This is a genomic window from Roseibium sp. FZY0029, from assembly GCF_036350355.1.
Lineage (GTDB): Bacteria > Pseudomonadota > Alphaproteobacteria > Rhizobiales > Stappiaceae > Roseibium.
The window spans coordinates 358,008-380,012 of the sequence record NZ_JAZDVZ010000007.1 but is presented as its reverse complement, the minus strand read 5'-3'; the positions used below and the strand labels follow the sequence as shown (position 1 = coordinate 380,012).

Annotated in this window: 17 protein-coding genes; 13 read left to right on the top strand and 4 right to left on the bottom strand. The window is 58.7% G+C overall.

Features of this window, described 5'->3' with window-relative positions; translation table 11 throughout:
* Positions 1-851: 851 nt before the first annotated feature.
* Positions 852-1,943, top strand: a complete 1,092-nt coding sequence (locus tag V1T76_RS21275) for an acyltransferase family protein (RefSeq protein ID WP_330562681.1) — start codon at positions 852-854, stop codon at positions 1,941-1,943.
* A gap of 96 nt (positions 1,944-2,039) precedes the next feature.
* Here V1T76_RS21275 and V1T76_RS21270 read toward each other — a convergent pair whose 3' ends face one another.
* From V1T76_RS21270 to V1T76_RS21255, 4 genes are read right to left on the bottom strand one after another with little or no spacing between them, the layout of a single operon-like run.
* Positions 2,040-3,236 carry a DegT/DnrJ/EryC1/StrS family aminotransferase gene (locus V1T76_RS21270; protein WP_330562680.1) on the bottom strand — a complete coding sequence of 399 codons (1,197 nt, stop codon included), beginning with the start codon at positions 3,234-3,236 and terminating at the stop codon, positions 2,040-2,042.
* A 12-nt stretch (positions 3,237-3,248) separates the two neighbouring features.
* On the bottom strand, positions 3,249-3,938 hold the full coding sequence (locus V1T76_RS21265) for a PIG-L deacetylase family protein (RefSeq protein WP_330562679.1): 690 nt from the start codon (positions 3,936-3,938) through the stop codon (positions 3,249-3,251).
* Positions 3,935-4,855 carry a methionyl-tRNA formyltransferase gene (locus V1T76_RS21260; RefSeq protein ID WP_330562678.1) on the bottom strand — a complete coding sequence of 307 codons (921 nt, stop codon included), beginning with the start codon at positions 4,853-4,855 and terminating at the stop codon, positions 3,935-3,937. Before V1T76_RS21260 ends, V1T76_RS21265 begins: the two co-directional genes overlap by 4 nt.
* Positions 4,852-5,472: a sugar transferase gene (locus V1T76_RS21255; RefSeq protein ID WP_330562677.1), complete on the bottom strand. Its 621-nt coding sequence runs from the start codon at positions 5,470-5,472 to the stop codon at positions 4,852-4,854. Before V1T76_RS21255 ends, V1T76_RS21260 begins: the two co-directional genes overlap by 4 nt.
* Positions 5,473-6,406: 934 nt before the next feature.
* Here V1T76_RS21255 and V1T76_RS21250 point away from each other — a divergent pair.
* From V1T76_RS21250 to V1T76_RS21195, 12 genes are all read left to right on the top strand, one after another.
* Positions 6,407-8,548, top strand: a complete 2,142-nt coding sequence (locus V1T76_RS21250) for a polysaccharide biosynthesis protein (RefSeq protein ID WP_330562676.1) — start codon at positions 6,407-6,409, stop codon at positions 8,546-8,548.
* The gene (locus V1T76_RS21245) at positions 8,548-9,837 is read left to right on the top strand and encodes a glycosyltransferase family 4 protein (protein WP_330562675.1); all 1,290 of its coding nucleotides are present in this window, start codon (positions 8,548-8,550) and stop codon (positions 9,835-9,837) included. Before V1T76_RS21250 ends, V1T76_RS21245 begins: the two co-directional genes overlap by 1 nt.
* Positions 9,834-10,262 (top strand): GtrA family protein, encoded by a 429-nt coding sequence (locus V1T76_RS21240; RefSeq protein WP_330562674.1) that lies wholly within the window; start codon positions 9,834-9,836, stop codon positions 10,260-10,262. The genes V1T76_RS21245 and V1T76_RS21240 overlap by 4 nt, the downstream gene beginning before the upstream one ends.
* Positions 10,259-11,911 (top strand): ArnT family glycosyltransferase, encoded by a 1,653-nt coding sequence (locus V1T76_RS21235; protein ID WP_330562673.1) that lies wholly within the window; start codon positions 10,259-10,261, stop codon positions 11,909-11,911. The genes V1T76_RS21240 and V1T76_RS21235 overlap by 4 nt, the downstream gene beginning before the upstream one ends.
* A gap of 111 nt (positions 11,912-12,022) precedes the next feature.
* Positions 12,023-12,829 carry a glucose-1-phosphate cytidylyltransferase gene (gene rfbF / locus V1T76_RS21230; RefSeq protein ID WP_006932359.1) on the top strand — a complete coding sequence of 269 codons (807 nt, stop codon included), beginning with the start codon at positions 12,023-12,025 and terminating at the stop codon, positions 12,827-12,829.
* 10 nt (positions 12,830-12,839) lie between these two features.
* Positions 12,840-13,973, top strand: a complete 1,134-nt coding sequence (rfbG, locus tag V1T76_RS21225; RefSeq protein ID WP_330562672.1) for a CDP-glucose 4,6-dehydratase — start codon at positions 12,840-12,842, stop codon at positions 13,971-13,973.
* Between the two features lie 29 nt (positions 13,974-14,002).
* Complete coding sequence (locus V1T76_RS21220) at positions 14,003-15,235, top strand: DegT/DnrJ/EryC1/StrS family aminotransferase (protein WP_330562670.1); 1,233 nt, start codon at positions 14,003-14,005, stop codon at positions 15,233-15,235.
* Positions 15,236-15,400: 165 nt separating this feature from the next.
* Positions 15,401-16,645: a class I SAM-dependent methyltransferase gene (locus tag V1T76_RS21215; protein WP_330562669.1), complete on the top strand. Its 1,245-nt coding sequence runs from the start codon at positions 15,401-15,403 to the stop codon at positions 16,643-16,645.
* 9 nt (positions 16,646-16,654) lie between these two features.
* Positions 16,655-17,617, top strand: a complete 963-nt coding sequence (locus tag V1T76_RS21210; RefSeq protein WP_330562668.1) for an NAD-dependent epimerase/dehydratase family protein — start codon at positions 16,655-16,657, stop codon at positions 17,615-17,617.
* Positions 17,614-18,603: a glycosyltransferase family 2 protein gene (locus V1T76_RS21205; protein WP_330562667.1), complete on the top strand. Its 990-nt coding sequence runs from the start codon at positions 17,614-17,616 to the stop codon at positions 18,601-18,603. The genes V1T76_RS21210 and V1T76_RS21205 overlap by 4 nt, the downstream gene beginning before the upstream one ends.
* 3 nt (positions 18,604-18,606) lie before the next feature.
* Positions 18,607-19,734 carry a glycosyltransferase family 4 protein gene (locus V1T76_RS21200; protein WP_330562666.1) on the top strand — a complete coding sequence of 376 codons (1,128 nt, stop codon included), beginning with the start codon at positions 18,607-18,609 and terminating at the stop codon, positions 19,732-19,734.
* 129 nt (positions 19,735-19,863) lie between these two features.
* Entirely contained in the window at positions 19,864-21,774 is a 1,911-nt protein-coding gene (locus V1T76_RS21195; RefSeq protein WP_330562665.1) for a GumC family protein, read from the top strand.
* The last annotated feature ends 231 nt before the right edge of the window (positions 21,775-22,005 follow it).

The following is a 22,005-nucleotide window of genomic DNA, read 5'->3' as shown; positions in this document are numbered from 1 at the left end:
CGGCCTCGCGCCGGGTTTTTTGTTGGTAACGGATACAGATTTTAAACTGACCAGGGGCCCGCAAGGAGGGCTATGCCCGACGCAGTGGGACAAAAACTCTCAAATCCTGCTCCCGCAACCAAACAAGACAAAGGCCGTCCAAATAGGACGGCCCTTTTTTTTAATTCGCCCCCAGAGGCTAGGATCTTCACATGACCGGCACCGAAAGCTGGACTTAAGGCCGACCCAACGCCGATCAAAACACTCAAAGCCTCATCCCATAAACAAATAAATAATCCCGTCTGAAAACTCTGGAGGGCTTTCTTGAGGGCCGAAGGCCAAAACAATCCCTAAAAACAAAAACCGAAGCAAAAGCAAAGACGACAAACACATTCCAAAAAGTGCAGGTGTTAAAAGACTCTCTTGATTGGAAGCAGATGGCAGTGGTGAGACAACCTGCTGAAGTTCGAACTTAAACTTTTTCCCGAGAAGGCAGAGTCACTTGACTTCACATCAGTCAAGGCCCTGTGCGACCAAGCAAAAATTGAAGAAGCTGATTGGAGGGTGCTTTGAACCTTACGAAAGGCTGGGATGTGCGCGAGTTATGGGAAGCGTCAGGCAAGCAAATCAAAATTGACAAGGATCTATTTTACGATACTATTTTTGCAATACTAATTTTGAATTGAAGATAGCTACAGCAATCGCACGGTTTTTAATATCGAGCCGTCATTTGCACGCGCATAAGCCGATCAGGCTCTAAAAAGACTTCCGGCTGAATTTTTGATGTCGGCGACGTAAGTCGTTCCGTCCGCAAGGTGACGGACGATAACCGTTTATCCCCTTTTGTTTTTGTAAATTGAATATGGTCCGCTATGAATTCCTCTTCTCAGCAAAGTTCGCAATTCAACTATTCCGTACACGGTCTGCGCGGTGTTGCGTCGATCATGGTTCTGATCGCCCATATTCTCGGTGGCACGGCGGAGCATATTTACAGCGACAGGCCTGGATACGTTGAGGGGATCTTGCCGTTCCACAATTTCGGAACGTTTGGCGTGATGCTGTTTTTCGTCATCAGCGGGTTCGTCATCCTGCCGAGCGTTATTAGATATTCTCCTGGAGAGTTTGCCTTGAGGCGCCTCTTGAGGCTCTATCCCCTCTTTCTGGTGACGACGTTGTTCTTTGCCGCTCTCAATGGCGTGACAAACAGATATCCGGAACTCAACAACATCGAGTCGGTCCTGTTTTCTCTGACCTTCCTGGACTTGTTCACGACGACAAAGCAGGTTGCTCCTAACGCCTGGAGCCTCACCTACGAGGTGATGTTCTATACGCTGTCCTGCATGACGTATTTTTTGCTGACACGGAAAATGAATGTGTTCTGGAAGATCGCTTCGCTGGCGATCCCGATCCTGTTTACATACCACTATCCGAAAGCCCTGTTCTTCCTGTCCGGGGCCGCCATTTTCTGGATGTACAAGAGTGAGATCACGAACGGATTAAAGTACACCAAAACGCTTGAAGTAATTGCCTTTTTCGTTTGGGTCTACCTGGCAACCACCTGGGACTTCAAGTTTCGGACCTACGAGTTCTTCGAAGCCTATCCGACAATCATTCCCGGCCCGGCCCTGCTGGTCCTTGCAACCGCGACCTATTTCTTCTTTGCTGCGTCGAAAGACAGTCTGACCGGAAAATTGCTGAACAACAGGGTGATGTTCTATTTCGGAACGATTAGCTACAGTTTCTATCTCGTTCATCCATATATATATTTCGCGACCAGGTACCTGTTCTCATCCATGGGCATGTTTGGCGAGAATATATTCCTGTCCTTGCTGCTGTTCGGCACGACCGTGTTCTTGCTGACGACACTCTTTTCCCATTTTTCCTATCTGGTATTCGAGCGGATGCCCTACCAGATCTATTTCGGGCAGAAAATCTACCGCAACAGGCGGATTCAGAACGCCTGAGCCAAGAGCCATGTGCCCCCGATGACCGGTCGGGGGCGAGGCATTTCAGGTGTGAGGTCTGTCGGGATCTTCCTGCCAGGAAGGGAACAGGTCTCCTCAGGCGGAGGCCTTTGCGGGTGATCTGGGCGACACCGCAACCGACCGGTCCGCGATTGAGACAACCCTTTCGGCCAGTTCAACAATTCTCTCGTGGTCCCATGTGGTATCGACGAGGAAAGCAAGGCTTGTTTCCCCCAGTTGTCTGGCCACGGGAAGCGGTTCGGCGGGGCCGAGCCCGTTATCGCGAAAGAGGGCTTCAAGGTAGACTTCGGAACAGCTTCCGGAAAATGCAGGCAGACCGGCTTCGGCAATTTCGGCAAGGATCCGATCCCGCGACCAGCCGTCTGCCATGGCCTCGGGACGCACGAATGCGTAAAAACGATAATACGCATGGGTAAGGGACGCAGGTGGAAGGGGAACCCGTAGCGCACTTGACCGGCTCAGGATTTCGGCGAGCGTCATGGCATTGCGCGTCCGGTGGGCACGTGTTTCTGCGAGCCGCGACAATTGTATGCGTCCGATGGCAGCCGACGGTCCCGTCATCCGAAGGTTGGTGCCCGGGCCTGCATCGTGCAGCCACCGGAAGCCGGGCTGGTGGGGCTTTTCGAACACTGTCGTGTAGCCCTTGCCGTGGTCCTTGTAGCTCCAGGCGCGCGACCAGAGGTCCGGGTTGTTGGTGAGAAGCATCCCACCTTCGCCGCCGGTCGAGATGATCTTGTCCTGGCAGAAGGAATAGGACCCGAAATCACCCAGTGTGCCCACATGCCGCTGACCAATCATCGCGCCATGCGCCTGGGCGCAGTCCTCGATCACCCACAGGTCGTTTGCCTGGGCGAGGTCCAGGATGCCATCCATGTCGCAGGGCCAGCCTGCCAGATGCACGGGCAGGATGCCGACCGTTCTCGAAGTGATGAGAGGGGCGATCGTCTGCGGCGTGATGTTCTGGCTGTCCGGATCAATGTCGGCGAACACCGGGACGCCGCCTGCAAGAAGCACGCAGCTTGCAGAGGCGACAAAGCTGCGCGGGGTCACGATGACTTCGTCGCCCGGTTGAATGCCGAGAACCCGTAAAGCCGTGTCCAGGGTTACCGAGCCATTGGCCATTGCGATCGCATGAGCGGCGCCCGTGTAGTTGCAATAATCGGCCTCGAAGGCAAAGACGTCCGGCCCGGTCCAGGCATTCACCTTGCCGGACCGAAGAACAGCGGAAACAGCGTCGATCTCTTCGTCAGTGTAGACTGGCCATCCACCCATGTTCGTCTCTCCTCAGACCACGCAACGCACGAGGACGAACCCCTCGGCGGCAGAACGGTGTACGGTTGCCCCGCGCAAGGTGGCCAGCGCCCGGAGAGCCTGCACCGACCTTTCGTGCGGAGCCTCGCGAACCTGACTTGCGAAAAGCTGGAAAGCCTCAAGCTTGCGCTCAAGCGTTGGTGAAATGTCCACGAAGACATTCGGAACGAATGCCGGTGTCAGATACGGCGCATTCCAGTTGGTCTCCGACAACGTTTCGTATGCGGCGATGACCGATGGATGCCGTGCCTGATGGGGCCGGCTGGCGACCAAGGTGGACAGAAAGCAGAGCTGATGGTCGAGGTGGATGTCGCCCGGATGCGGAGCAAGGACGAGGGTGGGGTCGAGATCCCGCACGAGCGTCCCCAGTCCATTGTTCAGTTCGGCATGAGGATGCTCGGCCAGTTCAGCCGCCGGAAAATCAAGCCAGTGCGTCTGCTCGATCCCCAGATGCGCGTGCGCGGCAGCGGCTTCTTCCCGAACCTTGGTGATCTGTTCGTCAGAAAACCGGGGGGCGCGGCCTCGCGTGACGATCGCGACATGCACCGCTCTGCCCTGATCCGCAAGACGTGCGATGGTACCTCCGGCACCCAGCACTTCGTCATCGGGGTGGGGCGCGATCACAAGTGCCGGGCCATCGCCGTTGAAGATTGGAGAATTCATGATACTGCCCGACTGCTGAGTTTGGAATGAAGACCGGGGCACCGTTCGGGACCGGTCCATTCGAGGATTTCAAGACATAGCCCGTCGCCGCATGCGACGGTAAAAACTGAGCCGTCAACCGACTGGACCTGACCAGGCAGGCCGATGTAACGGCCTTTGTGAGGGTAGTGCCTCGCACTGAGCACGGTCAGTGTGTCGCCATTCGCCGTATGGGTGAATGCTCCGGGGTAGGGAGGGCCGACGGCCCGTATAAGCCGGTGGATCTCGGCAGCGGGGCGGGTCCAGTCGATAAGGCCATCTTCCGGACGCCGCCGCGCGCATATGCTGACGCCATCCTCTGACTGCGGTTCGGACGGGATGTCTCCGGACCGGATCCTCGTTAATAGCGGCGGAAGCATCTGGGACACAGCGCTGCGGACGTGGTCATAGAGCTCACGGGCCGTGATCGTTTCCGGGTCTATTTGATAGCGCGTCTGCGCTGCAATTGCTCCGTCGTCCACGCCCTCGCCCAGCCAGAACAGCGTCGCCCCGGCCTCGGATTCACCCTGAAGGATCGTCCAGGGGATAACACCCCGGCCGCGCAGGCGCGGCAGGATAGAGGGGTGGAACCCGATACAGCCAAGCCGCGGTATCGCACGAAAGTCAGGACCGCAGATCTGGGACCAGCCGATCACAAGTATCAAGTCGGGAGCCACATCTCGAAGGACCTTGAGCGTCTCCTCGGAGTCGGACCGTGCAGTGTGGTGAACCGGCACGCCGTACTTTTCCGCCGTCGGCGCAAGATCGGCAAAATCGGAGTGCCGGCCGGACAGTTCCGGCGGGAGTGTCACCACGAGGGACGGAATGTGACCAGCGGCGCAAATTGCGGCAAGAGCTTCTAGAGACCCTTCAACCGCACCCACAAAGACGATTTTCATGCAGAAACCCGGTTGTTTTCCAGCCCGTTGTCGACATCCTGCCAGGAGCTTGCGGCATCCAGCCGGCCTGCATTCCGGTGCTCGCCGAAAAGGGCGACCCCGACCGTTTCAAAGAGGATCTGGAGATCGAGCGCCGCCGACCGATGGGCAATATACCAAAGGTCCAGCCGCAATTTCTCCTCGTTGCTCAACGCCGTGTTGCCGCTCACCTGCGCCCAACCGGTCAGCCCTGGTCGTACGGATCCGCGCCTTTCCCCGTCCCGGCCGAATTGAGCGATTGTCTCGGGCTTCAACGGGCGTGGTCCGACCAAGGCCATGTCACCGCGAATGATTGACAAGAGCTGCGGAAATTCATCAAGCCGCATGCGTCTCAGCCAAATTCCCAACGTGGAAACGCGTCTGTCGTCGGGAAGCAAATTCCCGCCAGCGTCCCGGGCGTCGCTCATGGTGCGCAGCTTGACGAGACGAAACACAGAGCTGCCTTTGCCTGCTCGTATTTGCCTGAAAAGAATTGGCTGACCAAGCGTAAGAAATGTGGCGAGAGCAGCGAGCAGGAACAACGGTAAAGCAACGATAAGCGCGCAAAGGCACAAAAAAACTTCAATAAACCTGTTCATCGGAATCCTTGGCTCCTGAAATCTTAAAAAAACTCAGAGAAAATTCTGAAGGCCAATAAAACCAAAAATAGAAAGAGACGATCTCCTTGAAGGCATCGACGCCGTATTATTGGCGTCCATGAGATAATTTACAAGTGAAACTCAGGCAGAGGCTCGAAGATTCAGACTGCTTCGCCTATGTGCCCTCGAGGAAGTCTTTTAGAATCAGATGGTTCGCAGGTATCGGATGGCGCGTGGTTCGCCTGTTTCAAAGCTGATAAAAAAATCTGACGGCAGGGTTGCAGTGGAAGCACGAAATGTCCAGGCAACGATTTTCCAGTCCCCGCCGGTTTCAGTGAGACGGTTCTGGCAGCTACGTAATCGGGTCGGCGGAAAAAGTCTCGAAATGCGAATCCCCATGCCACGATACCTTGGCCCAATCGTCATAAATCGCGTTGGGCGAATGTGGCGATGACGGTTTTTGCACTGTCAAAATGCAGCATGCGGGGCCGCTGATTGTCATTGTTTTTTCTGCGTTTTCTGCCGTGAGTGAGGCGTTGGAAAGGGTGTGAGATAAAACGATTCAAAAATTTTGTGGAAAAAAACTATTTATTAACCTTGCGGTATGTGCTACATCGTGTGTTGAAATTGCAAGACTAAATTTGACATGAAATCCTGTGACGTTAGCGCTTGTTTCATGTTCTGAAGATTATATTTTATAAATAAGATCATCATTTTAAGTGATCTACGGCCAAGAATGGGTCAATCTTCGGAAAAATTGGAAATATTTGTCGTTACTACATTCGAAAAGTGGAAATCTGATTTTATATTTTCCATTTTGTAAATAAGTCGCCGTCGCAGCAAAGCAAAACCAAGAATAATCAGTCCGTTAAAAAAACGGACAACGAGGGGTCGTGAATTTTCACGCCTCCAGTGCTTAGTGGAGCTGTTGCTTATGGCTGATTTTTATTCTTCTGAGACTTCGTCGAAGATCAGGATAAAGGCTTCGAGTCACTCGTTCCTGCCGACCCTGCCGGGGGTTCATCGGTGGTGGCAGCAGCTGGTGACCGAGTTGAAGGCTAACCGAAGACTTGTTCTTGGTGACGTCGTTTCCATAACGCTCTCGGCCGCACTTGCAGTGCTTCTGACGGTGACCGGATCTGCGCAAAAGCAGTTGTTGCCCGCCATATTGCCCTTCGCGGCGCTGGCGTGTGTCTGCGGACTGGTCATTTTTCCTTTGGCCGGGTTCTACCGCCGGGATACTCGATCCACGTCGTTGAGGGACATCGTCGTTCTGCTCAAGGGTGCCCTGCTTGCGAGCGTGTCGATCGCCATTCTGTCGCGGTTCAATCAGGTCACTTCCTCCGTTCCCATTCCTGTCGTGGTCGTTCAGTTCTATCTGGCGGTGCCCGCGCTCGGTGCTTTGCGCGTGATCGCCAGGGGGCGCGAACTGACCCGGCAAAGCCGCCAGCTCAAAGAGAAAAAGGTTGAAACGAAGATTCCGGTTCTCCTGGTGGGGACAGGGGCAAGTTGCGACCTCTTCCTGCGTTCCTTGCGCAATACCGGCTCCCGCTATCAGCCGGTCGGGATCATCGACGATGCCCGCAACACGCAGGGGCTCTACTTCCACGATGTCCAGATCATCGGATCGCTGCGTGATCCTGAAAATGTTCTCGAACGGCTGTCGCAGTGGAATGTTCTGCCGCAGCGGCTGCTTCTGACGGAGCCGACAACACATTTCGATAGTGAAGGCATTCAGAAACTCACCGTCTGGGCGAGCGGACACGGTGTCACCGTGTCGCGGTTGAACGGGCTGGAGGATCTTGGCGCGCAAGATCCGGGTGATGGCCAGAACATGAGAACCGTGGATCCGGATGACATTCTGGATCGCCCGCAGAAGGCGGTCGAACGGTCGCTGCTGTTCGAAGTGTTCAGAGGCCGGCGGGTCCTGGTCACCGGTGCCGGCGGGTCCATCGGCAGCGAGCTCACGCGGCAGATCGCGTCCTTCAATCCCGCAGAGATCGTGATCATCGATAACTGCGAATTCAACGCCTATTCGATCGACATGGATCTGTCGCAGCATTTCCCCAATGTGCCTCGGCGCATGTATGTGGCTTCGATTGTCGACGCGGACCGCGTCAACTCGATCTTCAGACAGCACCGTCCGGAACTGGTGTTCAACGCGGCCGCCCTGAAACATGTGCCGATCGTCGAGCTCAACCCGTGCGAAGGCGTTCTGACAAACGTCGTCGGTTCGCGCAATGTTGCCGATGCTGCCCGGGAAGTCGGGGCTCTCGCAATGGTGCAGATCTCGACCGACAAGGCTGTCAACACGACCAACGTCATGGGGGCGACAAAGCGCGTCGCCGAATTCTACGTCCAGGCACAGGACCGCATCACCAACGAGACGGAAGAGCGCACAAGATTCTTCTCGGTCCGGTTCGGCAATGTTCTGGGATCTTCCGGATCGTTGATCCCGCTGTTCCAGCGCCAGATCACGAACGGCGGCCCGATCACGATCACCGATCCCAAGATGGAACGGTACTTCATGACGATCCGCGAAGCGGTTCAGCTGACGCTGGTCTCAGCCGCGAGCGGCCTGAAGTTCGACACCAGCCAGGGGGAAATCTTCGTCCTGGACATGGGCAAGCCAGTGAAGATCGTTGATCTTGCCGAGCGCATGATCCGGCTTGCCGGACTGACGCCCCACAAGGACATCAAGATCAATTTCATCGGTATGCGCCCCGGCGAAAAGCTGTTCGAGGAATTGTTCGACAAATCCGAAAGCCGGGCCGATTGCGGCATTCCGGGTGTCAGCGCCGCGCGTCCGGAGGGCGTTCCGATTGCGCGGCTCCGGGCAATGATCCTGAAGCTGGAGCTTGCTGCGCGGCGTCAGAACGGACCTCTGGTCAATCAGTTGCTCCGGGATCTGGTGCCCGGCTATGGCACCAAAACGTCCCAAACGGTGGAAACAACCAGGGTCGCGGCCAGCAGCATTACCTGGTCTGGTGCGATGGACCTGTCCATGAAACTGCCGGTCCCGGCGAACGCTGTTCTTCGGCCTGCCAGCACACCTGAAGTGCTGAGTGCCAGCTAATGAGCGCCTCCGCCAACCATATGGATCAGGCCGTCAGTGCGTCATCGACGCCGGGCAAGGGCAATTTCGGCCGCCGCAGGCGCGCCGTGATTGTCGGCAGCCTCGGGTATTCGCTGGTCAATTTCCGGCTCGACCTGATGCGGCGCTTCCAGGCAAACGGCTATGAGGTTGTTGCGCTCGCTGCCGAGATCGATGCGGAGACCGCAAGAATTCTGGACGAGAACGGGATCGCCCATCGCGAGATTCCGATGAATCGTACGGGGACCAACCCCTTCAGCGATCTCGTCAGTCTTTGGGCGCTGATGCGCGCGCTTCGCGAGGAAAAGCCCGAACTCGTCCTGGCATACACCATGAAGCCGATCGTCTATGCCTGCCTTGCAGCGCAACTGGTCGGCATCCGGTCCCGCTACGCCCTGTTCACCGGGCTCGGATATGCCTTCATGGAAGACAAGCCGGTTGGCCGCCGGCGCTACGTGCGCGCCGCCTCTGTCTGGCTGCACCGGATCGCACTGCGCAGGCTGACTGCGGCTTTCTGCTACAATCGCGCGGATCGCCGGGACATCCGGACCTTCCGGCTGATTCCGGATCGGGTGCCGCTGCACGACATTCCAGGTTCCGGCGTGGACACGGCTCGCTTCTCGGCGACGCCGGTACCTGAAGGACCCATCCGCTTCCTTTTCGTCGGCCGTCTGCTTCGCTCCAAGGGACTTGCTCTTCTTGCTGAAGCTGCAAAACACCTGAAATCCGAAGGGCTTGACTTCCAGCTCGACATTCTGGGGCCAACCGACAGCAACCCCGATGCGATCGAGCCGGAGCAGCTCAAGGCATGGCAGGATGACGGGGTGTTGAGATATCGCGGAGCGACAAACGATGTCGTGCCGTTCCTGCATGAAAGCAGTGTGCTGGTTCTCCCGACGTCGCTGCGCGAAGGCATTCCGCGGTCGATCCTGGAGGCGATGTCCTGCGGGCGCGCCGTCATTACCACCGATGCGCCGGGCTGTGGAGAGACGATAGAACATGGTGTTTCCGGTTTCGTCGTCCCGCGCGATGATGTTGAGGCGCTGGCCGGGGCGATGAAAAGTTTCATCGAAAAGCCCGACCGGGCAGCCGTCATGGGCGCCGCCGCCCGTAAGCTCGTCTGCAGCAGGAACGACATTCACCAGGTAAATGGCAGGCTGATGCAGCTCATGGGCATTGAGGCCGTACGTTATGCTTCCGGCGTGCGCAAGCCGGATCCGGTTGCGGAGGCTGAAGTGGCCCGCCAGGTCTCGGAGGTTGCCCTCTCATGACCCTGTCAGTCGCATCGACCCGCACGGTATTGACCGACCTGATGACATCCCGCGTCGTTCGGTTTCTTGGCGCCGGCATAATCAACACGGCCTTTGGATACGGGGTCTTTGCAATCCTCGTTCTGGCGGGTGTTCACCCGCAAGTTGCTCTCGTGGCGCAGTTCGGCCTAGGGGTTATCTGGAACTACTCCATCCATGCCCGGTTTGTTTTCGGTGTCAGCGGCTTTGGCAGGCTGCCCCTTTATGGGCTTGCCTATGTGGTCGCTTATGCATTCAACGCCCTGTTGCTTGCGGTCCTGACCGGAGCCGGGGTGCCTGCGCTCGGTGCGCAACTCCTGTCGCTGCCGCCCGTCGTGGCTCTCTCCTACGTTCTTGTTGCCCGTGCGCTTGGCGCGCGGGAGAGTGGAAAGGACGTACAGCGATGAGTGTCCTGCAGTCCAACGAGTTGACCGTTGCAGTGGACGAGGGTTCGCATGCCGGACACCGTCAGAAATGGCTGCGGCTTGCTGTCAGTGCGGCATCCGTTGCTGGCGTCGCGCTGTTGCTGGGTGCGCTCTACGGCAGGCTGATGGCCTTTGGCGTGCGGCGCGACGAGATGATGTTCGTTCCGCCGGCGCAGTACCTGCCGGACTGGGAGCTCTACAGGGACGCCTTCTTCAACCATGTGCCGAATGTCGCCTGGTTCTTCCACTACATGCACATCGCGTTTAGCGATCAGGGATTGCTCGGCTCGGCAAGAACAGGCGTCTTTCTTCTCTGGGTGCTGCTGATCCTTGCGATTGTCTGGACAACGCTTCGCATATCTCGGTCCTGGCTGCTGGCGATCTTCTCGGCTGTGGCCATTGTCGCGGCGGATCCGTTGCTCGGTCAGGCCGGTATGGCTGCGACCAACAACCTGTTGCCGCTGCCCTTCGCGGTTCTGGGGATCGGCCTGTTTCTGTCCGAGACCATGGACCGGCGGCCCCGATCCAGCCTCATTTTCGTTGCCGGGCTGTGCCTGTCGCTCGCCGCGGGCAGCAAGATCAGCGCAGTGGTTTTCATTCCTCCAGTCGCGCTTGCCGCTTTCCTGCTGCCGGCCCGTGTTTCCTTGCGCGCACGGTTGACCGGAACGGTGCTTCCGCTCGCTGCCGGCGGACTGGTCGGAGCCATGCCCGTCTTCTGGTATCTGCTGGACGATCCGCAGTTGTTTCTTGCGCATGTGCTGTCGTTTCATACCGGTCCGCACATTGATTACTGGATAGCGAATGCGGCCGATGAACCCGGCCTGGCGATGGGGCTCGGTGGCAAGTTGCAGCTTGCGTTCGAAGCCTGGCTGGCAGGAGGTCCCCTGATCCTCGTAACTGCGCTGGTCTACCTGTTCTGGGTTGCGGTACGCGCTCACCACAAAGGTGAGGCCCAGGGCGGCGACTGCCGTGGTCAGATCGGTGTCGTCCTTGCGGTTATCGCACTTGCGGCCGCGCTCAGTTTCGTGCCGACACCGGGTTTCCCGCAGTATTACATTCAGCCGCTCGTCTGCCTGCCGATCCTTGGGGCGCTGCTCTATCGGCAGATCGGGGCTCAAGACCGTCAGCAAGTGGTGCCGGTTCTTTGCGCCAGCATGCTTGTCATGCTCGTCATTTCGCTTCCGCGGCTCCTGCCCGGGCTGGCAGGCCTTGCTTCCCCGGACAAGTTTACCTCCGCACGCATGGTTCGCGGCGGTCAGGAATTGCAACAGGCTCTTGCCTCCCACAATGTGCCTGAAGGACCGGTGGCGACCTTCATGCCTCTTTACCCGATGGAGGCCGGTCTCGAAGTCTATCCGGAATTTGTCTCCGGTCAGTTCGCCTATCGGATCGCGCCATATACGGACGCCGAGCTTGCCGCATTTTATCGGATGGCCGGCGCTGACGACCTGGAAAACCTGTTCGGCAAAGTGCCTCCGGCGGCCATCCTGGTGGGCTACGAGCCCGACCTGGAAGCGCCGATGGTCGAGTACGCGCAAGCAAACAATTACCTGGAAGTTCCGGTTTCAGAATTGAGCAACCGTTACGGCCAAGGTCGACTTTTTGTTCGAACCAAAGGAGGCCTGGACTGAGCTGCCGGTCTGCGGCTCTCGATCAAGTGTCAGCGCGATCATTTCAGTCGGACTGACTTCGTTTCAAACCAAGATTTTGTTTTCAGTGTTTAGACAATCAGGGAGAAGAAAATGCAAACTGTACTTCTTGCCGGTGGGTTGGGTTCGCGGTTGGCTGAAGAGACAGTCACCATTCCCAAACCGATGGTCGAGGTCGGCGGTCGGCCGATCATTGCCCGCGTCATGGATATTTACAGCCATTTCGGTCACCGCGACTTTGTTGTTGCGGCTGGATACAAGGCATTGCTGATAAAGCAGTTTTTCGCCAACTACCACCTGATCGCCAACAATATTTCCGTGTCGGTGGACACGGGAAAGCTGCGTCTCGTGCCGTCGGAGCCGGGCGGCTGGAACGTGTGCGTCGTCGACACGGGCTCTCACACGATGACCAGCGGCCGTATTCGCAGGCTGCGCGACTGGCTCAACAACGAAACCTTCATGTGCACTTACTCGGACGGTCTGGGCAATATCGACATCAATGCCCTGCTCGACTTCCACAAGTCGCACGGAAAACTTGCTACCGTCACGGCCGTTCAGCCGCCTGCGCGCTTCGGCAACATCGAGCTCAAGGGCGACCGGGTGTTTGCGTTTACCGAAAAGGTGCGCAAGCGCGACACCTGGATCAACGGTGGCTACTTCGTCTTTGAACCTGGTGTCCTGGACTACATGGTTGACGATGCCGAGCCGCTGGAGCAGTCGCCTCTGACCCAGATGGCCAAGGACGGCGAGCTGATGGCTTATCGTCACGACGGTTTCTGGCATCCGATGGATACCGTCCGTGACCGGGACACGCTCAATTCGCTGTGCGATGAGCTGCCGCCACCGTGGCTGCGTTTCAACCAGGAGATGCCTGCCGACATGCCGGCGCTCGCGATCTGAGATGTCGACCATGTCCGGATTTATCGATCCTCATATCGGCCGTGCCTTCGCTGGCCGCCGGGTCTTGATCACGGGGCACACCGGGTTCAAGGGCGGCTGGCTGTCGGCCTGGCTGCTGCATCTTGGAGCCGATGTCGTCGGTCTGTCATTGCCTCCCAACGAGGGGCCGGGGGTCTTCAGGTCCTGCGGCCTCGAGGACAGGATGGACAGCCGGATTGCGGACATCCGGGATCCGGCCGCGGTGCAGAAGGCCCTGCAGGGCGTCGATGCGGAGATCGTTTTCCATCTGGCCGCCCAGCCCCTGGTGCGCCATTCCTACCGGTTCCCGGCGGAAACCTTCGCGACCAACGTGTCGGGAACGGCCAACGTCCTGGATGCGGTTCGCCAGATGCCGTCGCTGCGCGCAGTCGTCGTGATCACGTCCGACAAGTGTTACGACAACCGCGAGTGGACCTGGGGCTATCGCGAGATCGATCCGCTGGGGGGGCATGATCCCTACAGCGCGTCGAAGGGATGTACCGAACTCGTCGCACAGGCCTACCGCCACGCGTTCTTCACAGATAGCGATGGACCGCAACTGGCCACGGCCAGGGCCGGCAACGTCATCGGCGGCGGCGACTGGGGGCAGGAACGCCTGGTGCCGGACATCGTTCGGGCTGCCTCGAGCGGTGTGCCGCTCGAGATCCGCAGTCCCGAGGCCGTACGCCCCTGGCAGCACGTTCTGGAGCCGCTCTCGGGCTATCTCCAGCTTGCCGCACGGCTCGCCGAGGACGGCGCCGAGTTTGCGGGTGCCTGGAACTTCGGTCCTGATATCGAAAGCACGGTCAATGTGCGCGAGCTGATGCTGATGATGCGGACAGCCTGGGGCCAAGGTGCTCCGGAGGTTCGTTTTCCCGAGCAACAGCCGGGAAGGGCGGCTTTGCACGAAGCCGGCATTTTGCGCCTCGACAGCACCAAGGCACGCACCCGCCTCGGATGGCGGCCGCAGCTCAGGCTGGCCGAGGCAATCGGGATGACGGTCGACTGGTACAAGGCCCACGCCCTTGGCGAAGACATGAATGAGTGCAGCGAACAGCAGATTGCAGGTTACAGCGCCCTGATGGCTGGCAGCAGTCTCGCGCGCTACGCGATGGTCGCTGAATAGACATCGCGAGATTACCGGAGAATTGGCACATGCGAGTTAATTACGGTCAGACGGTACACGGACAGGAAGAAATCGACGCCGTGGTCGAAGTGCTCAAGACCTCGACCCAGATGGGGCCGCGTGTTCGTGACATGCAGCAGAAGGTCGCCGAGCTTTTCAGCAAGAACTTCGGGATCATGGTCAACTCGGGGTCTTCGGCCAACTATTTGGCCGTCGAGATCCTGGACCTTCCGAAAGGCAGCGAGGTCATCACTCCCGCGCTGACATTTGCCACCACGGTTGCCCCGCTCGTCCGCCAGGGCCTCGTGCCGGCGTTCGTTGACGCTGCCGAGGGAACCTACAACATCGACGAGACGGCCATCGGAAAGATGATCACCCCCGCAACTTCTGCGGTGATGATCCCTTCCCTGATCGGCAACCTGCCGAACTGGAAGCGCATTCGCGAGATCGCCGATGCGCATGGCCTCAAGGTGATCGAGGACAGCGCGGATACTCTGGGCGCGACCATTTCCGGCGAAAGCACCGGGATCTACTCGGATGTCTCGACGACGAGTTTCTACGGTTCGCACGTCATCAACGGGGCCGGCAACGGTGGCATGCTGTGTGTCAACACCCCGGAGCTGGCGCGCAAGGCGCTGTTGCTGCGTTCCTGGGGCCGTAGTTCGTCACTGTTCGTTGAATCGGAGGCAATCGAAAACCGGTTCAATGTCCGGCTCGACGACATCGAATATGATGCGAAGTTCGTTTTCGAAGCGCTTGGCTACAATCTGGAGCCTTCGGAAATCAGCGCGGCGTTCGGGCTCGTGCAGCTCGGCAAGTTGCAGCACAACATCGCGGTGCGCGAACGGCATTTCGAAGCGCACAAGCGGTTCTTCGCCGACTATGAGGACTGGTTCGTCCTTCCGCGCCAGCTTGAAGGCGCCAGGACGGGATGGCTGGCATTCCCGCTGACAATCCGGGCCGATGCACCGTTCACCAGGCGCGAGCTGCAAATCTATCTCGAAAAGGCCGACATCCAGACCCGCCCGGTCTTCACCGGCAATATCCTGCGCCAGCCGGCAATGAAGGACGTCGAATGCAAGGTTGATCCGTCAGGCTATCCGATCGCCGACGCGGTGATGCGCGGCGGTATCCTTCTGGCCTGTCACCACGGTCTCAACGACGATCATGTCGACTACATGCATGCACGTGTCGCTGATTTCCTGAGCCGGTTTTCTTCCGGTTTCAGCGCCGTGGCAGCAGGCAACGAGAGGGTCGGATAATGCCGAACCTGCCGTTTTCTTCAACGGAAGCCCGCCGGTTTATGTGCGGGCACATTCCCTGAGAGGCGGCATCGATAGCTTGAACTGGCGCGAATTTTTCCGCGCGGAATTGGCAGTGAACAAGAACCCAGACATTCCAAGTCATTTTAAGAGCGATTTAAAACAATGAATAAGTACGAGCTAGACAAGTCCATCCGCCGTACCTGCAGAACCTGCGGTTCCGAGGATCTTTTGCTGTTCCTGCCGATGGGCACCCATCCGCCGGCCAACATGTTTGCCAGCGAGGCCGATCGCGGCAAGCCGCAGGTCGCCTTCTCGCTGAACACGCAAGCCTGCCTCGATTGCGGGTTGATCCAGGTTGCCGATCAGGTTCCGGCCGATTTCTTCACAAACTACCTTTACGTGCCTTCGGGTGCCGCGACGATGCATTCCCATTTCGCGGAGCTGGCGAAGGTTGCCGTGGACAATGCGGACGGCGGGTTGATCGTCGACATCGGCTGCAACGACGGTCTCATGCTGTCCCACGCGAACAAGCTCGGGGGCAAGACGCTTGGCGTGGACCCCGCGGCAAACCTTGCGACCATTGCGCAAGAGCGCGGCGTCAGGGTGCACACGGCTTTCTTCAACCCGGAGACGGCGGCTGGCTTGCGACAGTCCGAAGGGCCGGCGGCGGTCATCACGACTTCCAACACCTTCAACCATATCGATGACTTGCACGGATTTACCGAAGGTGTGCTGACGCTTCTGGACGATGACGGTGTCTTCATCATCGAAGTGCCGTGGGGCAAGGAGATCCTGGAGACCAACGAATTCGACAATGTCTATCACGAGCACCTGTCGGAACTGAGCCTGCTTTCCATCGTGCGCCTGGGCGAAAGCGTTGGTCTGGATGTGGTGGATGTCACCAAGCTTCCGGTCCACGGTGGCTCGATGCGCGTCTTCATGCAGCCGGCTGCCCTGAAGGTGAAGCGCGCTGCAATCGTCGACGAGATGCTTGAAGAAGAACGCAAGGCCGGCATGACGCAGGCTGCGACCTACGAGGCGTTCGCCGACCGTGTTCATCAGATTCGCAAGGATCTCACTGAGTTGCTGGCGGAGCTGAAGGCAGAAGGCAAGACGATTGCCGGCTATGGCGCACCCGCCAAAGGCAATACGCTGCTCAACTTTTTCGGCATCGGCACGGAGACGCTCGATTTTCTGGTCGACAGGAACCCGCTGAAACAGGGGCTCTACTCTCCGGGCAAGCACATTCCGGTTCTGGGACCGGAAGCGGTGGCCGAGAAGCAGCCTGATTATCTGCTGGTTCTTGCCTGGAATTTCCTGGACGAGATCCGCCAGCAGATGGCCGAGTTCGAGGCAAAGGGAGGCAAGTTCATCGTGCCTCTTCCGACGCCGAAGATTGTGCCCTGAGGAAGGCTAATGGCGCGCGTTCTCATAACCGGAGCATCCGGCTTCATCGGATCGAACCTGGCCCGGGCCTGTTTGCAGCGCGGCGACGAGGTTAGCGCCGTCGTGCGGCCTCGCTCGTCCGTGGCCCGGCTCGCCGGCATCGGATCGCGCATCGGTCTCTACAGGCTGGATCTCACCAATGGCCGGGCTCTCGGCAAGTGCCTGGCCACAACCAGGCCGGAGATCGTTTTCCATGTGGGCGCGCGCACCCGCTTCGAAAACCGGCCGGACCTGCAGGATCTTGCAGAGAGCGTGGAGGAGAATGTCACGCCGCTGGTCTCGCTTCTGTCGGCCCTGACCGGTTGCGATTGCCCGCCCCGGAGTTTCGTCCGGACGGGAACGATTGCCGAATACGGGGACTGTGCGACGCCTTATACGGAGACAGCGCGCGAAAGACCTACCGGGTCCTATGCCGCCTCTCTTCTGGCCGGGACGCATTATCTGGAAATGGCGCAACCGCGTTTGCCGTTCCTGGCCGTCACCGCGCGGCTGGCTTTGACCTATGGACCGGGGCAGTCGGAGAGTTTCCTGATCCCGCGCGCCATTTCTCAATTGCTGGCCGGACAGAAGGTGAGTGTCCGCAGCCCGCTGGATCGCCGTGACCTGATCCATGTCGATGACGTAACCAGGGCGCTGCTGATGCTGGGCGATACCCCTGAGGATGCGGGGCCGGTGGTCAACGTGGGGACGGGACATGCCCCGACGGTCGCCGAAGTCATGCAGACCCTGATCAAGCTGACCGGCGCCGGCGCCGGTTTCGTGAATTTCGGCGATCAGACCGGCGATCCGGTCGAATTGATCGTCTCTGCCGAACGCATCCGCGATCGCCTTGGCTGGTCGCCTGAAATCCAGCTCCAAGATGGCCTCGAAAGGACCGTGAAATGGGCACGAGAGAACATCATTCCAAAGTTCGCAGTGGAGATGCAGGCATGATTCTTGTTTCTGTCCTGATCCCGACGCTGAATGAAGAGGACAACGTTCGCGACACCTACAAGCGCGTCATGGACGTATTCGACCAGCTTCCCGACTATGAGCCGGAGCTCATTTTCACGGACAACCATTCCAGCGACCGGACCTTCGGTATTCTCTCGGAAATCGCTGCCAAGGATCCGCGGGTTCGCGTGATACGGTTTTCGCGCAACGTTGGATACCAGTCGTCGGTGCTGACCGCCTACAGGGCTGCCGAGGGCGCCTGCGCCATCCAGCTTGATTGCGATCTCCAGGACCCGCCCGAACTGATCCCGCAGATGCTGGATACCTGGCGCAAGGGCTATCATGTTGTCTACGGAATCCGGAGGAGCCTGCCGGATGGTCCGGTTGTCGCGTGGCTGCGCAGAGCTTTCTATACGCTGATCGACGCGATCAGCCAGGACGACCTTCCCCGGAACGCGGGTGAATTCCGGCTGACCGACCGGCGCATTCTCGATGAGCTGCGGCGCGTGGAAGACCGCTCGCCCTATGTCCGCGGACTGATCAGCGGCATGGGCTTCAACCAGATCGGTTTTGAGTACGACCGCAACGCCCGCGTCTCCGGTGAATCCAAGTTCCCGCTTCGGGCCATGGTCGCTCTTGCGGTCGACGGCCTGATCAACCATTCGCTTCTGCCGTTGCGGCTGGCTTCGCTGATCAGTCTTGTGGGCGGTCTGTGCGCCTTCCTGCTGCTCTCCGGTTACATCATCGGCAAGCTTGTCTTCGGCCAGGACTGGCCGGCCGGTTTTGCGACGACCACGACGCTGATCCTGCTGTCGATGACTTTGAACGCGATGTTCCTCGGCATTCTGGGCGAATACATCGGCCGGATTTTCCTGCAGTCGAAAAACCTGAACCGGCCGCTCGTTGAAATCGAACTGAACGGCGGCGGGCAGGACAATGATACTGCCCCGGCCCCTCGCCGTACCCTGGTGGAGGCGGCAGAATAGGCCATGAAACTGCTGTTCGTTCAGGCTGGATTGGGTGCAGGGGGAACGGAAAAGATCGTTGCCATGCTGGCGGCACATCGTGCCGAGCTTGGCGATGAAGTGCATGTTGCTGCGATGACCTGCCCCGGAGCAGGATCCTATTTTGCCTATCCGGACAGCGTCGTCCTTCACGTTCTCGACCGGACGGACGGCAAGGGGCTGCTGCCTCTGCCGTTACGCAGGCTGGCAAATATCCGCAAGCTGGTGCGGTCTTTGTCGCCGGATGCCTGCCTGTCGTTTCTGACCAAGATCAACGTCCTGACCCTGCTGGCCGCCGGATCGTCGGTGCCCGTGATTGCCTCCGAGCGCAACAATCCGCTGGCTCAAAGCGCACATCCGCTCTGGCGCCGTGCGCAGAACGTCTTGATGCCGAAAGCCGCGGCGATGGTGATGCAGACCGACCGGGCACGGCAGGATCTGCCGGCGCGGGTACAGGCCTGCGCCCAGGTGATCCCGAACCCCTGCGCACCGGTCGAAGGTGTGGCGCCTTCGCCTGATGGAAACCGGCTGGTTGCCGTCGGACGCCTGGATCAACAGAAAGGCTTTGACCTTCTCATCGACGCCATGTCGCTCGTGCGTGAAAAACAGCCGGATGCAAGACTGACAATTTATGGAGAAGGGGCCGCCCGCGCTTGTCTGGAAGCACAGCGTGACCGTCTTGGTCTTCAGGATGTCGTTGCCCTGCCGGGCAAGAGCGCCCGGCCGGGGGAATGGATCCGGAACGCCGACATTCTTGTGCTTTCCTCCCGGTTCGAAGGGTTCCCGAACGTTCTGGCCGAAGCTGTCGTCAGCGGGCTTCCCGTCATTGGGTTCGACTGCCCTTACGGGCCCCGGGAATTAATCCTCGATGGGAAGAACGGACTTCTGGTTCGAGATGGCGACGTCAAGGCGCTTGCCGAGGCGATTGATCGTCTGATGTCCAACCCAGCCCTGAGAGCGGCAATGGCGGATGGCAATGGCCACCTGCGGCAAAAATTGGCACCGGAGACCATTCTTGCCCTTTGGGATCGGACGATTTCCGATGTCGCCCGCAAGGGAGCAATCAAACGCGGCAAACATCTGGTGGAGGGCTATTCACATGCGAATGCGTAATCCTTTCACCACTGTGGACGCCGCCATGTCCGTCGCGACGGACCTGATGCCGGCCAGCAGTGGAGGGCCAGAAAATGACTTCAGGATCAAGAAAATGCAGCGGAATTCGACGGAAATTGGGGGATCCCTATGAGCATTATTGCTGACTCGCAGCAGGAGCAATATGCCTTGGCGGAACGGCCGGTTCAGTTCGGCTTTTTTGCCATGTTCAAGGTGTTGCGAAGAAACTGGCTCTGGCTGACATTGGCCATGGTGCTAGGCTTTGGCGCTGCGTATCAGGCGCTTGAGTTCATTCAGCCCAAATATGCCGCACGGTCGACCATTATTCTGTCGAATGTGGAAACGCGGATAAATCCGACCGAGACGACAATCGAGAACTCCGACACGTCGCTCATCCACGTGGAAACCGAGATCGACCTGCTTCGATCCGTCGAATTCGCGCGCAAGGTCGCCATCGAGCTGAATCTGATTTCGGACAGCTATTTCAATCCGTATCTGTCGGCAACCGAAACGCCGGTTCCAAACCAGGAACAGCAATTGGAAGCGGTTCTGGTGCGGATGCTCGACAGCTACACGGTCGAACGGCGGGGAGAGAGTCTGGCGCTCGACATTCGCGTGCGTCACCCCGATGCCGGCATGGCGGCGCAACTGGCGAACACTCTTTCCACGACCTACATCGACAGCTCCCTTCGGGACAAAAAGGAAGTCGTGCAGTCTTCCATCTCCGAATTGCGTGACCGGATCGCGTTGCTTGGCGGCCGCCTGAGCGAGATGGAAGCGCGTCTGGCTGACCTCATTCGCGAAAACGAACTGGACGACACCAATCTCGGCGACGAGTTGAGGGCGGAACTCGGCAGGTTGAGCTCGATCATGAGCCTGGCACATGACCAGAATGGATCTTCCGTCCGGGTCGATGAGGCCGAACTCCGTCTTGCGGAGGTGGAAAAGAAACTGGAAGAGCGAACCCGCGCGGAGCTGGTACAGTCCAAGCTGCAGAGATCGCTGGATGCGGATCTTGCCAGGTACCAGGCACTTGTTGAGCGGCGCAACGCGCTGGAAACACAGGTAGATTTTCTTCAGCCGGATGCCCGTCAGGTAACGGTGGCTTACCCGCCACTGAAACCGGCGACACCAAACCGCATTGCGATCCTTGCCCTTGGCATTGCGGGCGGGCTGATTGTCGGTCTGGCGCTCGTTGTCTTGCGGGAACTGTTCGACCGCCGCGTGTGGACCGGTACGCAGACGATGCAATACCTTGGCCTGCGCACCATCGGCTATGTTCCTCGAATTCGTTTCTGGCGGAAGCGGGACAAGCAGGACCTGTTTCTGAGCAAAACGTCCCGGCAGGAGAATTCGCCGTTCCAGCTCGCGCTTCGCAGCCTGCTCACGCTGCTTTCCAACCAGATGCGCAAAAAGGACAGCATGGTGATGGCCGTGACGTCGGCACTTGCCAACGAAGGCAAGACGACGCTGACGTTCTCACTCGCAGTGTCCGCTGCCCGGGAAGGACACCGGGTGCTGATGATCGATCTCGACATCCACCGGCACGGCCTCACTCGCATGGCAGGCTGCGAGGTGCCGAAGGAGACGCCCCCGGATATCTGGCAGGAGCAGAAGACAATCGACGAGCAGATCGTGCCTTGTGCCCGGTTCGGGCAGGTCAATCTCCTGTCGTTCTCGCAGGATGTCATCGTGCCAAGACGCCTGTTCGATACGCCTCGCGGCAAGGCCATCTTGAAGAAACTGCGCGCGACCTATGACGTCATCCTGATTGATACGGCTCCCGTATTGGCGGCGGATGAAGCCAACCGTCTGGCAGCTCTCGCGGATTTCGTGGTCCTGATCGCGCGCTGGGGGCGGACGTCGGAAGATGCCCTCGGGACCGCGGCTGAGGCCTTGCGGCACAATCAGATACCGCTCGCTGGCGTGGTGCTGAACGACGTCGACATTCGGCGTTATTCGCTGCGCGACTACGGAGCTCACCGGGCAGGAGGATATTACGCCTACAACAACAGCTACATCTACAAAGCCCCCAAGTGAGGCGACATCTGTCGCGATGGCGCTCTCTTTTTCAGCCATCGCGACACACCGGCAGGCTTCGGGTCTGACAAGACGGTTTATCTGACGTTTTTAGGAATTTTGCTGCGCACCGGAGTTTCAGTCGCAGCTTTTTGAAAATCGCATCGAGTGCCGCGCGGGGCCGTTCAAGGATTGTTCGGACGTTCGGCAATTTCAAACGATCGCAAGGTCCGGCGCTTACGCGCAACACAG